Below are 17,146 nucleotides of genomic sequence, written 5' to 3'. Positions count from 1 at the left end.
TATCATCTGCACTGAAGGCAGCGAACCTTTACCAATTTTCTGCCTCCGCTGTTAACATTGGCCAGCCGTAACTCTGTTTGCGATTTCCAATGTAGCTGAATTCCGAGCGGATCCTGATCGAAATGAAACATAATAAACTGAAGGCCTATTGGAAATTGCAGTGTTGCACGATGATTCACTGATCGAGGTGATCGAAAAAGTCAAACAAGGCGAGGTGGCTGCAGTACATTCGCTGTGGGATCGATATTTTCCACAAGTGGTTCGCTTGGCTGGTTCTCGCTTGGTTGGGCGACGCAAGGCCGCAGCCGATGAAGAAGACGTAGCCATCAGCGTCATGGAGAGTTTCTTCCGAGCGGCCGCGGCCGGACGCTTTCCTGATCTGCGCGATAGCGACGGAATTTGGCGGCTACTTTCCTCGATGACGTGTCGCAAGGCGATCGACCTCATTCGACGAAACACGGTCCGTTACACCGTCGATCTGCCCGACGGCGTTTTGCAGCAAGTTGGTCCCAACGACATCAACAATCAATCGCCGCTCATGGCGCTCATGGTCGCCGATGAGATTGACCGCCTGTTCGGCCTGCTTGACCCGAAGTATCACCAGGTTGCCAGGCTTAAGCTGGAATGTCTGACCGTGCCCGAGATCGCCGCTGAGTGTCAATTGCACATCTCTACAATAGAACGACGACTGCGCATTATTCGCGAAATATGGGCGCGAGCCATCGAAAGCGAAACTTCTGACTGATTTGGCGTACAACTAGAAAATCCTGTGAAGGTCTTTTGCCGCCAGCTGCGGTATGTCTCTAGTTGATCATCGTGGCTGAATAGCCTGCGTTCTCTGCGACTCTGCGATTTAAAAACTGAATGACGTGCAGCTTCAAAACTTGCACATCGATTGCGATTCATGTGAGGATTCCCCATGCGAGGCGTAGTTGCTGCGGGTGACATCGTCAGACGCCAGCGCCGTTTGAGAGGCTGGACACAGGAACAATTGGCTACACATGCGGATTGTGACGTCAAGACGATTCGCCGAGCCGAACATGGCGGCATCATCGATCTGAACACGTTGAAAGGCATCGCATCCGGGCTGCACGTTGCATATGGTAAGTTGATCATCGCGACATCGCCGAGTGCCACGCCGACAGGCGAGTTAAAAGAAACACAGGCGATGCTTCGTCGGTGGGCAAGGGCTTTCGAGGAACGTGATGTCGATGCATTGCTGCACACCATGCAAACAGGGGCGGTATTAACCGTTCCAGGTAACCACTCCCTCTTGTTTTCGGGTGAACATCGAGGATTACTGAGCATTCGATCCGTTCTCAATGACATGCTAACAAAATGGTCACCACGAATCGTGTTCAAAAGTTCGAAGCCCAATACGATCTGGTCCCAAGTGGCCTACGTTCCGTTTCAGTTACAATTATTCGATCAGAACGAAAATCCGCTTGGGACAAGCCCTGCTCTGTTCGCCATGCGATTGCGGAACCATAGAGTCTCTCGGCTTCAAATCTATTGGGATACGCTAACACTCCTGCGAATAGTGAGCTCCAATCATGACTGACTCGGCGACGGATCTGGATTTGTTAATGCAGTTGGATGACCTGTGTGAGCGGTACGAGCAGGAATTCCGAATCGGGAAGACGCCGAGAATTTCTAGTTATCTCGAATGCGTAGTGGAATCGTATAAGTCGCGTTTGTTAATGGCTTTGGTGTCGCTGGACGTTAGCTTGCGAGCTGACGAGTACAAACGCATGTTGGTCGACCAAATTTTACAAGGCTATACGACGGAGCTACAAAATGGTCAGTCGGTTGATACGCTGCGCTCGATAATACAAAACGCCATTGATTCAAATTCAAAACCGGCAGCAACCGACACCGCCGAACTTTCAGGCGGCGATTCGACCGGACATGATTTCAGCGTCGATATTGATGCTACGCAAGCCTATGAGTCCGCAGCGACAAAATCGAACTCAATGTACCCAACGATTGAAGGGTACAGAATTGAAGGAACCTTGGGGCAAGGCGGGATGGGCGTCGTCTATAAGGCGACTCAAGTTGCCTTGAATCGCACGGTAGCTTTGAAGATGATCTTGAGTCGCGATCAAATCTCCGACGATCAACTGCGTCGATTCGAGCGTGAAGCGAAAGCCATCGCTGAACTGAAGGACCAGCGTTTTGTGCAGATCCATCAACTCGGATATCACCGCGGTCAGCCTTACATGGCGCTTGAATATGTTGAAGGTGGATCGCTGGAAGCCTTTCGTCGCAATGAGCCACAGTCGGAGCAATTCGCAGCCCAAATGGTGCAGGCGATTGCGGAAGCGATGAGCCAGGCTCACGCTATTGGCCTGGTCCATCGCGATCTCAAGCCGCACAATATTCTTCTGACCCACGATTTGCAACCCAAAGTCGCTGACTTCGGTTTGGTCAAGCGTCAGAGCGATGACGATTCTCAGCAAACCGAGACCGGGCAGATCATGGGGACTGCTTGTTATATGTCGCCGGAGCAAAGCTTCGGAGAGTCGGACATTAGCCCAGCCACGGACATTCACGCTCTGGGCGGGATCTTGTACTGCTTGCTGACCGGCCGTCCACCTTTTCTGGGAAAGACCCGGCATGACACGATTCAGCAACTGCGAGACGAAGAACCAGTCGCACCGTCGCGCTTGCGAGCCGGGGTATCGAAAGACCTTGAGACGATCTGTATGAAGTGTTTAGAAAAAGACCCGCGCAAACGTTATGCGTCGGCTACCGAAGTAGCCGACGAGTGTCAACGTTACCTGTCCGGTCGCCCGATCATTGCCAGACCCATAAGTTCATTGGAACGCAGTTGGCGTTGGTCGAAACGAAACCCCCTGGGGGCTACTGTGGGAATGTTGGTAATGGCGATTGCTATTGTCTCTTCGGTCATGTCTTGGCGACTGAATGTGCTGAATACGCAGGTCACTAACGAACTGGTACTGCGCAAAGCTGCCGAAATCAAACGCGATGAAGCTGATACCAAGCGCGCCGTTGCTGAAGAAACGCAGCACGTTGTCTTGGACAAGAGTATGCAAGGATTTCATGACGTACTGTTTGCTGCAGATTCGAAACTGCGAAACTTCACCAGCCTGCTACCTTTCCGCAGGCAGTTACTGTTGAGCGCTCGCGCCCACATTGATGGCATACCTCAGACGCCCATAGACAATCCGCTTAGGTATCGAGATTCATCCATCGCCAATCAGAGATTGGGGGACATCGCACTACTGACCGACGGTGGCGCGAGTGCCTTGAAGTATTATGATTCCGCCTATGCGGGTCTACAGCATGCCGCAACGCTGAGTCCGACCAGTCCAGCCAGTTTAAAAAATCTCGGGACCATTTGCGAATTGCAGGCGAAGGCTCATCGAGTATTGGGACAGACGGTGAAGGCTCGCGAGAAAGCACAGGAAGCTCTCGAGCACGCCAAAAAGTGGGTGGCTTTGCAGGCAAATAGCAGCGAGAGAGATCCCAACGCACTCAAAGCGGTCGTAGAGTATCAAGTGCTACTAGGTGAACTTGCTTTGTCACTGGGAGATGTATCCCAGGCTGGCAATCACTTTACCGAAGCACGGCAAGTTGTTGACGATATTCTCAGCAAAGAAAATAAGGACGACAAAAAATTAGCTTACTGGGTCGCGACTCAACAGGGCTCACTCGAACTATTGTTCGGCGAATTTCATCGCCGCTGGAACCAGGCGGAGCTTGCGAGAGAAGCGTATGGCCAGGCTATTGAGCATTTCGAGCGATTGGTGGAGATGTTTCCGAAGGCGGTCGGAGAGTCCCTGGCGCTGGCTCAAGCGCACAAGGCCGCGGGCGACTTCGATATAGCGCATCGCCAAGAGTTTCAGTTGGCTGCGAATCATTATCGTGAAGCTCATACGATCATTGCGGCCCTCTATAAGGAAAACCAAGACGACGTAAGAGTTTTAAGAGAAGCCGCAAATATCAACTATCGCTGGGGGGCGTTGATCCAACTGGCAGAGAGCCGCAACTTCAGGTTAAGCAATATCCCCGATGACACCGCTTCAGGCGAATTTATTCGCAAGTCCGTGAACGCTCGCCTGCGAGAGGCCAAAGCTGATCCAACTGACATGCAAGCGAAGATTGAGTTAGCCATGGCTCTGGCTCGACATGGCAACCGACGAGAAGCTGTCAAGTTGGCCGACGAGATGATTAAGCAAGGCAGCTTCAATCCACGACTGCTCTTTCAAGTTTGTTGCACATATGCCCAGTGTAGTCGATCGCCAGACGAAGCCGAGCAGAAGATGTATCGTGCACGTGCTTTAGAGACGTTGGACAAATTGCAGCAAGCTGGTTGGAAAGACCTGGTCACACTCCGCAGCGACCCCGATTTAATTCCGCTGCAAGAGTTGGACGAGTATCAGCGTCGCCTCGACAACTGGGACACAATACCATAGCTAAGGAACCCAACCAAAACCCGAAGTGTCGGATTGTATTTGTCTCACCGGGAACTTACCGGTAACTTCCCTGGTATCTGTTTTTGTCTAAGTTAAACTCGGTCTAAGCACGTGGATGTGTCCACGTGCTTACCATAAGAAGCGAAAGAAATCGTGAAGGACTTTGGAGTTCTCGTGCGGTTTGTTTCTGGTTTAATTCCCTCGTACACCAAGAAACATAGTAGAAATTCCCATGCACCTTTCACGCAACACCAGGTGGTCGCGCGGGGCCAAAAGCTCGCGAAGCCAAGCGAGAAAACGCCAGTTGATCATCGAGTCGCTCGAGGCTCGTCGAGTCCTAGCCACCGTCACCTGGGACGGTGGCGCCGAAACGTTCAACTGGAACGACGCTGCCAACTGGAGCGGCGACGCTCGGCCTACTGCCAGCGATGATGTGATCATTCCCGATCTGGGAGCCGCCGGGGTGGTCGATCAAACGATCGTCAGCAGTGCAGCTGCCACGGCCAAAAGCGTCACATCGGCCGAAAGTATTTCTGTATCGGCGAACACGCTGACCATTAGCGGCAACGTGAACGGTCCTGGCAACGTGACCGTCGCTGGCGGTACTGTTCAGCTCAATTCATCTTGGGTGAATACTTCGACGATTGTGTTGAACTCGGGTACGTTGAATCTAGGAGGCAATTTTACGACGCTAGGATTTGGTTCCATCCAACGAGCCACACCCACCGCAGGCAACATCAACATTTTAGGCACACTCAATAACACCGGAGAGACATTTGTAGTTGATGGTGACACGGCCACCGGTGGACTGGGAACGGTGCGTTTGTTTGGTGGTGGAATTAGTGGTGGGACAGTAGAGACAACGAACGGTGCTGTCCTGCAATCGGATCAGGGTTTCTTGAACAATGTTGTGCTGAACGGTACAGCCACTGTCGTTGTGGGAGGCAATGTCCGAGGGTTACGAATTCTTGGCGATCTCGTTCTCAATGGAACACTCAACACAAACGGAGGACGCATAGCGTTTGATGATGCGATCTCGCAAAGTGTTAGCACGACAAGCACTGGAACTATCTCATTGAATGGAGGACTCGAAAAGTCGGTCAACGCTCCCGTTACTATTGGCAATGGAATCACCGTTGCGGTTACCGGGTCCAATGGCTCGATTTCGGGCAGCTTTGTCAATCGAGGCGTGTATAGCGTCGATGGCGCTCGGTCGCTCGACTTAGTTGGCCAAGCTGCGGTGACTCACCGCAATGAAGGTGTTTGGCAGGTTACTGGTGGCGCGACGTTGAAATTGTCGAATAATCTGAATTCTTGGGACAACGATGGCACGATTATCGTCTCGGACGGCACTTTGAATCTGTTGGGAACTTTCACCCGCGCCGATCTTGGCACAGTCATTCGCACAGGTGGCAGCATCAACATTACCGGAACACTCAACAACACCGGAGAGACATTTGTAGTTGATGGTGACACGGCCACCGGTGGACTGGGAACGGTGCGTTTGTTTGGTGGTGGAATTAGTGGTGGGACAGTAGAGACAACGAACGGTGCTGTCCTGCAATCGGATCAGGGTTTCTTGAACAATGTTGTGCTGAACGGTACAGCCACTGTCGTTGCGGGAGGCAATGTCCGAGGGTTACGAATTCTTGGGGATCTAGTTCTCAATGGAACACTCAATACAAACGGAGGACGCATAGCGTTTGATGATGCGATCTCGCAAAGTGTTAGCACGACAAGCACTGGAACTATCTCATTGAATGGAGGACTCGAAAAGTCGGTCAACGCTCCCGTGACTATTGGCAATGGAATCACAGTTGCGGTTACCGGGTCCAATGGCTCGATTTCGGGCAGCTTTGTCAATCGAGGCGTGTATAGCGTCGATGGCGCTCGGTCGCTCGACTTAGTTGGCCAAGCTGTGGTGACCCACCGCAATGAAGGAGTTTGGCAGGTTACTGGTGGTGCGACACTTAACTTAGCGCGCACTTCAGGGGTACCATTCACCAATTCTTGGGACAACGACGGTTCGATTATCGTCTCGAACGCGACGTTAAACCTGGGCGGAACATTTACGCGCGCCAACCTTGGCACAGTCATTCGCACAGATGGCAGCATCAACATTACCGGAACACTTAATAACACCGGGGAGACATTCGTAGTTGATGGCGACACGGTCATCGGTGGACTGGGAACCGTGCGTTTGTTTGGTGGTGGAATTCGTGGTGGTACTGTAGAAACAACGAACGGTGCTGTCCTGCAATCGGATCAGGGTTTCTTGAATAATGTTGTGCTGAACGGTACAGCCACCGTCGTTACTTCCTCCCTGAGGCCAGGGCTACACGTTCTTGGGGATCTAGTTCTCAATGGAACACTCAACACAAACGGAGGACGCATAGCGTTTGATGATACGATCTCGCAAAGCGTTAGCACAACAAGCACTGGAACTATCTCATTGAATGGAGGACTCGAAAAGTCGGTCAACGCTCCCGTTACTTTTGGCAATGGAATCACCGTTGCGGTTACCGGGTCCAATGGCTCGATTTCGGGCAGCTTTGTCAATCGAGGTGTTTATAACGTCGAAGGTGCTCGACTTGACCTAATTGGTCCAACGACATCGACACACCGTAATGAGGGTATTTGGCGGGTAAACGCTGGCGCAACACTTAATGTGGCGCGAACCGCCTGTTGCGGGTCTTTAGATAGTACTTGGGACAACGATGGTGCAATTGTATTGGGTGGGACCTTAAACCTTGGTGGGGTCTTCACGACTGAAAACATCGGCACTATCAATCGCACGGGCGGTAGCCTCAACATTATTGGTACCCTTAACAATTCGGGCTCAAAATTCGTTATTGACGGCAACACGGCGACGGGCGGACTAGGCACGGTGCGGTTGGTCAGTGCGGTTGATATTGGCAGAATCAACGGTGGTACCGTAGAGACGATCAATGGTGGAATATTGGAGTCTGACAAAGGAATCATCAGCGGCGTTGTACTCAATGGTAATGCCTCTGTCGTGAGCACCCTCAGAGTTCTTGGTGATCTGGTTCTAAATGGTACGATCAACACGAATGGAGGAGACCTAAGATTTGAGAGCACAGCTGCGCAGAAAGTTAGTACGACAAGTAGCGGCACTATTCTATTGAACGGACAATTAGCCCAATCTCAGAATCATCCCGGTGTGACAATTGAAGCGGCCGTCACTGTCCAAACAACTAATTCTGCAACTATCCGAGGAGACTGGTTTAACCAAGGAATGATTCGGCACTCAAGTGCCAATACCCTGACCATTCTTGGTGGCAACCTCATCAACGAACCTGACGGCTTGGTCGAATCGGCAGGTGGCACGTTGCAACTCGACAGTACCAACTGGACGAATCTCGGAACGTTTCGCGCACTGAGCGGCAAGTCAATCACGTCGACCAATCGTCCGACCAACTACACCGATAGTTCGCTCGTCGATGGTACCTGGGAAGTATTTAGCGGAGGTGTAATTCAGTTTCCTGCTAACACGCCCATCACTAACAACGCGGCCAACATTCGGCTTGATGGCGCTTCGCCGCTTATTCGTACTGGTACTGCAATCAATGCGCTGGATGGTTTGAACACCAACACTGGTACGCTACATTTATCAGGTGGTCACAACCGCACGCAAATGCTCGCTTTGTCCAATCATGGTTCAATCATCGTCGATACGCAGAGCACTCTCACGTTGTCTGATGTCGGACTCGCGCAGGTGGCGGGGCGGGCGATTGTGGATGGGACGCTGACTTCGCCGGTGGGAGTGACGATTACTGGTGGCACGCTGGGTGGCTCGGGTGATGTGCGCACGGATGTGACTAATGAATCGGGGACAGTCGCGCCTGGCAGTTCACCTGGGGTGCTGACGGTCTTTGGCGATTACACGCAAGCCGCGGCTGGTACATTGCTGATCGAACTAGCGGGCAGGCAGAGCGATGATCCGGTTGAGTTCGATCGCTTGCGAGTTACTGGTGTAGCGAGGCTCGACGGCCGCGTGCGGGCGGAGTTGCTCAATGATTTTGAACCGGCGCCAGGTGATGCATTTCGAGTGCTCGACTCGGCGGGCATCATTGGTCGCTTTGCAGTACATGACTTTCCGTATCCCGGCGGGACGGGGCGCAAGCTGACCGAAGCCTATGATTCATCAGGACTTACCCTGCTGGCTCAAATCGTTCCGCCGCTGGAATTCGTAGCCGCGACGACCAGCGCGGGCAACGATGCGACCTTGTCACCTTCTCAAATCGTCTTCGATCGCTTTGGCAACTCGTATGTCGTCGGCAGCTTCGAGGGCACAGTCGACTTCGATCGAGAGCATACGACCACTGGTGAACCACTCACCTCCACTGGTCAAGATGGATACATGGCAGCGTTTGATCCCACAGGCGGACTGCTATGGGTGCGAGGTTTGGATGGAGCCGGCGCGACTACGGCTTGGGGTATCGCGATCGATGATGCCGATCCACTGGTTGCCAGCGATGATCGCTTGTGGATCACTGGCGGCTTCGGGAACAGCTTGACGCTCGATGCCATTTCGATCAGCGGCACAGCTGAACAAGGCTTCTTGCTCCAGGCGGATAACCTCGGACAAGCACTTGCACTAGTGGAGCTGCCAACCGGTACAAATGGCTTGGGCAGACGCGTGGCTTTAACCGACGACGGCCGCGCAATTGTGGTGGGTGACTTTAGCGGTACGCTGACCGCCCCGGCATTAACGCTGGCTTCGGCCGGTGGCTCGGATGTTTTTGTCATGGAAGTTGCACCCGGCACCGGCGTCCTGCGCGCGGCGCGATTGGGTGGAACGGCCGATGATCATGGCAACGATGTCGCGATTTCTAGTTCAGGTCAGATATGGATCGTGGGTGACTTTGCTGGTACGACCACGGGCCTGGCTACCTTGACGGCACCCAGCGGTCCAGGACAGTCCAGTAGCGATGCGTTCCTGCTCAAGCTAACCGCCGATAACAACAGCTATGTCTCTGAAGTCGTTCGATCCTTCGGCGGTGATGGCAATGACTCAGCCACTTCTGTGGTCATTGATCCAGCGGGCAATATCATCGCTGGTGGCGCGTTCGAACTCTCCGTCGACTTCGATAACGACCCAAGTACCGCCTTCAACTTGCACAGCGGTGGCGATCAAGATGCGTATGTCGTCAAGCTAGGACCGCAAGGCGAATTCCAGTGGGCTCGCTCCTTCGGCGGCTATCGCGATGAAGATCTGGCGGACCTGGCCGTCGATGACGTCGGCAATCTCTATTTGACAGGCCGCTTTCATGATCGCGTCGACTTCGATCCTCAAGATGAAAGCTTTGTGCTCTCGACCAGCGATGAGTTAACTTCGGAAGCCTATCTAAGCAAGCTGGACGACCAAGGCCAATTCTTATGGGCTGGTCAATTTGGCAATCAACTCGATGCCTTTTCATTTGGAACAGGCGTCGATGTCACTAGCGCCGGGATCGTCGGCGCGATCGGAGCCTTTCGCGGCACAGTTGATTTCGACTTGACCGACCTGGTAACGACCAGTTCGTTCATGCCCTCCAACCCACTATCGACTGCGGGCTACCTGGCGCTGCATGACCAAAAAGGCATACCCGACATCAGCATCCTTGGTCTTCCCTCTGGAGTTGTCAACGAAGGCGTTACATTAAACTTGTCGGCATCGATTATTGATCCAGACTCCATTCGTTTTGACTACCAGTGGACTGTGAAGCGCGGCGATGCAATCATCGCGACCAGCCGATCCGCTCAGCCGGCTTTCGTTCTCGATAGCGAAGCAAGTTACACGATATCGTTACGAGTGACCGACGAATCGGGCAATCGCGATACGGCGAGTGCCACGGTGATCGTGAGCAATTTTGCTCCACAGATTACAACGCTTAGTCGCTCCGTGGCCGCGATCAGCGAGGGCGGTTCGGTAACGATCTCAGGCGAGTTCTTGGATACTGGAGTTCGAGACACACATACGTTAGTGATCGACTGGAAGGATGGCTCTTACCCAGAACGTATTCCACTGCCAGCCGGATCGCGCAGCTTTTCCGTAACGCATACTTACGAAGATGATGATCCGACGACAACGAGTTCTGATGTGAAGGCGATTCAGGTTCGCTTGCAAGATGACACAACCATCTTGCTGGCCGGCTTGGCTGCAGGATCCATCACGCGATTTGATGGCACAACGTCACAGAACCTGGGTGACTTAGTGACTGCCGGCACGTCGGACTCTTGGTCCGCGATTGTCGTAGGCCCAAGCGGCGATGTTTATGCATCATCAGCCAATGCATCCGCCAACCCGGTACTCCGCTTCAGCGGCGTTACTGGCGAACTCTTGCAGACCTTCACCCCGGCTGGCACTCAAGGCACTACCAAGGCAACGGACCTGGCATTTGGTCCAGACGGTAATTTGTATTACCTGGATGCAGTTAATAACCGTGTCCTGAAATTCGATGGACGAACCGGTGAGTTTCTCAGTGTCTTCGTCGATGCGGGCAGCGGTGGACTGAGCGATGCACGCGGCATGGCCTTCTCAGCAACTGGTGAACTCGTGATCGTTAGCCGAGGCACCAATGCGGTGCTGCGCTACGACAGAGTAACCGGCGCGTTTCAGCGAACAGTCCTAAATGCCGCTGGGCTAGAGGATATAGCTTTCAATCGCGAAGGTGAATTGCTCGTGCTGACAACGCAGTCGGCAACAACATCGGTCGAGCGTTACGATCTGGCTACCGGTCTATCGCTGGGCTGTGTGGGTTCACTGCCGGCTTTGGATGGCAATGGTCGCTTGCAACTGATCGGGCGCAGTTCAGTCATGATATCCGACGATGCCGGTGGACTAGTTCGATTGGAACTATCGACGGGTCTGGCTACTTCGTTAGACTCGCAAAGCATTCCGGCCATCGCTGGTTTGCCATCGCAAGGTCAAGCCACGGTTGAAGTCACGGTCAATAACCTGGCTCCTGTTGTCGAAGTAGTAAGCGAATCCAGTACGGTGGCAGGCGAGTATGTTCTACGGGCTCTAGTCAACGATGCGAGCGCGAAAGATAACTTTGTTTATCAATGGGTTATCACCGGTGCAACGATTGTCGGATCCGACACCGGAGCAACCGTTACTGTGGCCAGCGGCTCTGGCGATTTCACGCTCAACTTGACAGTGACCGATGACGATTCACTGGCAACCAGCTACGGTATCCTGGTACGCGTAGGCACTTCGGGCGCCGATACGATCACGCTCACCAATCCCGCAGTCGGTATTCAGAAAGTAATCGTCTATGGTATCGAGGGCGACGACACCTTGAATGCTGCGGCCGTCACGAGTGTGCCGGTCGAATTGATTGGCGGCACCGGCAACGATGTGCTCACCGGCGGAGGAGGAAACGACTATCTCATTGGTAACAATCGAGGTGACTACCCGCTGGGATATGCTGGTGATACGGGTAACGACACGCTGGTTGGCAACGCTGGCAATGATGTTTTGGACGGCGGACTGGGCAATGACATCGCTGAAGGAGGCAGCGGTAACGATCGCTACATCGTAGTGCCTGGCAGTGATGACGTGCTGATCGAGGGTGGCTTCGGAGTTGGTATCGACACGATTGATTACCGATTTGCCTATTTTGGAATCACCTTTGATCTGGGGGCCCGAGAGTTTGCTCAGACCGTCAATCCTGATGCGGCCGTCATCGACCAACACACGGTTACGATTCGCGGTGATTTTGAGAACATGTTCGGTAGTGCGTATATCGATGCGCTGACCGGCAACACGTTCGATAACTGGATTGCGGGAGGACTAGGCGACGATGTGCTCGTCGGGAATGGGGGGGACGATACACTGTTTGGCGGTGATGAATTCTCGCTATCGTTTGATGGCGACGATATGTTGTACGGTGGCGCGGGCGATGACGAGCTGTTCGGTGGAGCAGGTGAAGATTTTCTAGTGGGTGGTGCCGACGATGACGTTCTGCTAGGCAATGATGGCGATGACATCATTTTTGGTGGCGATGAGCTGGCCTTGTCATTTGACGGTGATGATACGCTCGATGGCGGTGCGGGCGATGATGAGTTGCATGGTGGTGCGGGAGATGACCTGTTGGTAGGTGGTCCCGATGACGACACGCTGCTGGGCGACGATGGCGACGATGTAATCTTCGGCGGTGATGAGATCGCTTTATCTTTCGAAGAGTTAAGCGAGTTCGATTCAGATGGCGACGATATCTTGAGCGGCGGCGCGGGAGATGACGAACTGCATGGGGGTGCAGGCGATGATCTGCTGCTGGGCGGTGCCGATTCGGATTCGTTATGGGGAGAAGACGGCGATGATATCATCTTTGGGGGCGATGAGATCGCGATCTCTTTTGATGGCCCGGACACGCTCGATGGCGGTGCAGGCGACGATGAATTGTACGGAGGCCAAGGCGATGACCTGTTGATCGGTGGTGCTGGTGAGGATACGTTGCTGGGCGATGATGGCGATGACATCATTTTTGGTGGTGATGAAATTGCTTTGTCCTTCGATCAGTTTAGCGAAAACGACGGCGATGGCGATGATACGCTCGATGGTGGCGCCGGCAATGATGATCTGCATGGTGGCGCGGGCGACGACTTGTTGATCGGTGGTGTGGGCGACGACCTGTTGCTGGGCAATGACGGCGATGACATCATTTTTGGTGGCGACGATCTGCCGACAACTTTCGATGGCCACGATCGTCTCAACGGTGCCGCTGGCGATGATCAGCTGACCGGTGGGTCCGGCGACGACCTGCTCATCGGAGGCGCGGGTAAAGACACCTTGCGCGGTAACGAGGGCAACGACATACTCTTCGCCGGGGCGGGCGACGATGAACTGAGCGGTGGTGAGGGTACGGATCTGTTCGAAGGTGGTAGTGGCCATGATCGACTGGTGGAAACGAGCGACAATGACATGTCGATTTCGCCGACAACTCTCACGATCGGTGCGTTGCCACCCGAGAACTTGTTCGATATCGAATCGGTCACTTTCGCTGGTGGCGCAGGGGCTAATGTACTTGATGCATCGGCTTTTGCGGGCAGCGTGATTCTGCTGGGCTTGGCCGGCGATGATCAATTGATTGGAACGGCTCGGGCCGATGTTCTCTTCGGAGGTTCCGGCAACGATGTTCTCATCGCTGGTGCAGGCGACGATATTCTCGATGGCGGTTCAGGCAACGACCGAGTCGACGGTGCACAAGGCAACGATACCTACTTGCAGATCCCAGGCGGCGATGACGAGTTAATGGATGAGCAGGGTATCGATACACTTGATTTCGGGGCCGCCAGTCCAGCCATCTCGCTGAATCTGGGACTATCCACTCCACAAATCGTGGACAGTCTCGGCAATGCCATCACGCTGACCGGTGTGTTCGAGAACGCGCGCGGTACTAGTTTCGCGGACACGATTGTCGGCAACGCCCAGCGCAACATCCTGGAGGGTGCGGGAGATGTCGATACACTTTTCGGCCGAGAGAATGCGGATGTGATTCAAGCCGGTTTCCCGCAGCGCGTCTATCTGGATTTCGATTCAGCCACCGGGCCGGGAGAGAAGTTCTATAGCGTGACGGAACGCAATCTCATCGAAGACAAACTCGAACAGTTGTACTCCAAGGAGTTCAATATCACGTTCACCCAGAATCGACCGGCCGTCGGTAGATTTTCCACAATCCTGATCAATGCCGGCGCGAGGGATAACAATGAGGTGCTAGTGGCAGGTGTGGCCCGCGAGTTGGATTGGCGCAATTTCAATCCAGGTTCCAGCGCCTCGATCAATGTGCGAGATTTCCTGGGTGGACGTGATCAACCTTCGGCAACTAGTTCGAACTACGTGGAGATGACGACGACGCTGGTGGCGCATGAGCTGGGACATTTGCTCGGATTGCAACATCACGACGCTTTCGGTCCCATTGGCAATGGCGTATTCGCAGGCATCATCTCACGTAGCTTTGTAACTCGAGAAGTCATTGCATCCACTTCGACGGCGCCGGCAAATGATTTAATCTCAACCTACCAGTTGAGGAAGATCCCCGTGCTGCTTCAACCATCGACCCAGCTGGGCAATGAATCAACGAACGATTTCCAGGCTCCTTCGGGAACAGTCTCTATAGGTAGCTCGCCAGTAGCCAGCTTCGCTGTTGACAGTTTGGGAAATCTGCAATTCACGCATACCGATTCCCTTAACCCTCGGGTACGTAGTGGGGCACTCAACGGCTCGACCGGTGAGCTGACTATCGAATGGTTGCAGCCGACGAGTCAATCATCGATTTCGATTGCGTATCACTACGACTTTATGCGACCGACCTTTACTGGTCCGGACGACGCCTTTGAAACGGCCCGGCAAGTAATGGCGTCCCCTTCATCGGTGGGCAGTCGAGTTGTCGACACCTTGAGCGGAACTTATTTCGGTGAACGTTCTATTGTCAAGCTGGCGTTTGCCAATGCCGGGCACTCGGTGCATGAACAGGAGTTGCCACTGGTTGACTCTGCACCGAGCAGTTTCAGCGGTCAGGTCCGTCAATTGGGAAGCCTACCCGCTTTGACAGTTCCCAACCTCCTGCCGGCAGACAGCTTCAACTACGGAGGCCAGTTGCAAGTCGAGGCGTTCAACGTCGTCGGAAGAATCAATCTCGATGGTGACAGGAGCGAGAATGACTACTATGCCTTCGAAGCAACTGAAGGTGAAACCATCACGCTTGAGTTGCTCAGCCAATCGATCCGTCAGAGGATTGTCGATGATATCGATTCCGTTATCGGTCTGATGGACGAGAATGGAGACTTCGTCGACTACTACGGGCAGGATGCTTACAACGACGATGGCATAACCAATCGCGACTCGCTGCTGTTGGATATACGGGTGCCAGCGACCGGAACGTACTATGTGATGGTCGATACATATGCGGACGGCGTCGCCACAGATCTCGACACTGGGCAGTATGAACTGTTTCTCTACAAATACACCGTAGACGCAGTCGTGAGACAGGGAGGCGAGGGTGATCAATTGCATGGCGAAGACGGGGCAGATGTCTTGATCGGTAGTTCGGCTGATGACAGTTACGTAGGCGAGGTGGGTATCGACCAGTTCGTTGGTATGTCTCCCTTTGATCGCATTGGACTGCTGGACAGCGATGGCGACGGGATCGCCGATGCAGAGGAGTCGCAGGCTCCGAACAATGGTGACGGAAATTCAGATGGTATCGCCGACAGCACACAGGCTAATGTGAGTTCAATGGTCGATCCCGAATCGGGCCATGTACTCACTTTTTCGGTTGCTCCGGGTAAAACGTTAAGCATGCGGGCCTGGGACGGCACGCCGCCACCGGAGTTTGTGGATGCCTTTATGGGCGGAGTCGATGTTCGTATCTCTGGAGCGACGATCGGTGAGAATGTCCCGGTCGAAGTTCACGCTTTCGGAACGCTTTTAGATACAAGTCTGGTTTATGAGCCGACGGCCAAAGAGGCTTCGCCGCACTGGTATTACTTTACAGAGGATGGATCGACCGGCAGCAGTTTCATCAGCGACCGATTAGCCAGTATCCAAGTGCAAGACGGCGGTCGCGGTGATCTGGACCGGCAGCTGGATGGTCTGCTTCACTTGGTCGTTGCCATTGGCCTGAGTATCCATTTGCCCAAGTATCAAAACCAGATCATTGCCTTGGATGTGAACGCTGACGAATTTATCACAGCCATCGATGCCCTCCTGATCATCAACGAGCTCAACACGCTTGGCAGCCGAAGATTGGAACCACCGATGTTTCCTCTGTCCGCGAACTTTGCCTTAATCGACACTTCGGGCGACGGTTTTCTCTCCCCACTCGATGCGCTGTTGGTCATCAACGAGCTAAATTCAGCTGCCACAGGTGAAGGTTCAGAACAGCACGCTCATGAATCGAGATCGAACAACTCGGCCAACGATAGTTTTGCGTCCGGTTGGCACGTGGGGCTGATGTAGCACGTTTTGCCGAAGGGGTGAATCGATTGATAGCGCCCGTTATCGGGAGTTCGGTGAACGTGAACTTGCTCGGACTGGATATCCACGACCCAGTACTCCCGTATGCCATGTTCGGCATATAACTTGGCTTTCTCTACCAGATCTTGTTCCAGACTACTATCGGCCACCTCTATTACTAGCAGGATATCTTCCTGCGTGGGGCGAATTCGCTTTGACGGCATCTTGCGCGCCCACACCAGATCCGGTTCCGGGCGATGGTCACCGCAGTTTATACAGCTGTGAACCCGAATCGAAATCGCTTGCCGCTCGGTGTTCGAGTACGACCAATTGACCAGATATTCGATCTCTCCCTCATGAACCGGCCCTGCTGGATTCATGAATCGAAGTTCTCCGTAAATCAATTCCACCTTCAGCGGTTCGAGGTCCACAAACGCTCCTCGCTGGACCATGCGGTCGAAATCGTCTCCACTCAATCTGGCGATTGAACTCATAGTTTAATAACCCTAAAACTCCTCTTATGCCCTCCGCATTGTAGACGCGAGCACCAGCACGTGTCAGTTGATCGCTCTTACCCGGGGAGCAGAGAAAGCCGGTGCCTTGTCGTAACGAAAACTGAGGCGAATAGCCAGGCCGTGAGTGGAGAGGGCTATGAGCTTTGATCTAGCCAACGGAAGTCACGAATTCCAAAGGCATTTCAACGGTATCCGTGGACCAGCTATAATGAACTTGCAGTCGGCTGGCA

Annotated in this window: 5 protein-coding genes; 4 read left to right on the top strand and 1 reads right to left on the bottom strand. The window is 53.6% G+C overall.

What is annotated here, in order from left to right:
- The first annotated feature begins 160 nt into the window (after nucleotides 1-160).
- From SH573x_RS27975 to SH573x_RS27960, 4 genes are all read left to right on the top strand, one after another.
- On the top strand, nucleotides 161-745 hold the full coding sequence (locus tag SH573x_RS27975; RefSeq protein WP_479351355.1) for an ECF-type sigma factor: 585 nt from the start codon (nucleotides 161-163) through the stop codon (nucleotides 743-745).
- Between the two features lie 174 nt (nucleotides 746-919).
- Nucleotides 920-1,561 (top strand): helix-turn-helix domain-containing protein, encoded by a 642-nt coding sequence (locus SH573x_RS27970; RefSeq protein ID WP_479351354.1) that lies wholly within the window; start codon nucleotides 920-922, stop codon nucleotides 1,559-1,561.
- Complete coding sequence (locus SH573x_RS27965) at nucleotides 1,554-4,439, top strand: protein kinase domain-containing protein (RefSeq protein WP_479351353.1); 2,886 nt, start codon at nucleotides 1,554-1,556, stop codon at nucleotides 4,437-4,439. Before SH573x_RS27970 ends, SH573x_RS27965 begins: the two co-directional genes overlap by 8 nt.
- Nucleotides 4,440-4,671: 232 nt before the next feature.
- The gene (locus tag SH573x_RS27960) at nucleotides 4,672-16,404 is read left to right on the top strand and encodes a dockerin type I domain-containing protein (protein WP_479351352.1); all 11,733 of its coding nucleotides are present in this window, start codon (nucleotides 4,672-4,674) and stop codon (nucleotides 16,402-16,404) included.
- Here SH573x_RS27960 and SH573x_RS27955 read toward each other — a convergent pair.
- Nucleotides 16,335-16,895 (bottom strand): Uma2 family endonuclease, encoded by a 561-nt coding sequence (locus tag SH573x_RS27955; RefSeq protein ID WP_479351351.1) that lies wholly within the window; start codon nucleotides 16,893-16,895, stop codon nucleotides 16,335-16,337. The two genes, SH573x_RS27960 and SH573x_RS27955, sit on opposite strands and share 70 nt — an antisense overlap.
- Nucleotides 16,896-17,146 lie beyond the last annotated feature (251 nt).

It is taken from the genome of Rania fehmarnensis (genome assembly GCF_056494185.1).
This window is presented reverse-complemented; position numbering and strand designations above follow the sequence as displayed.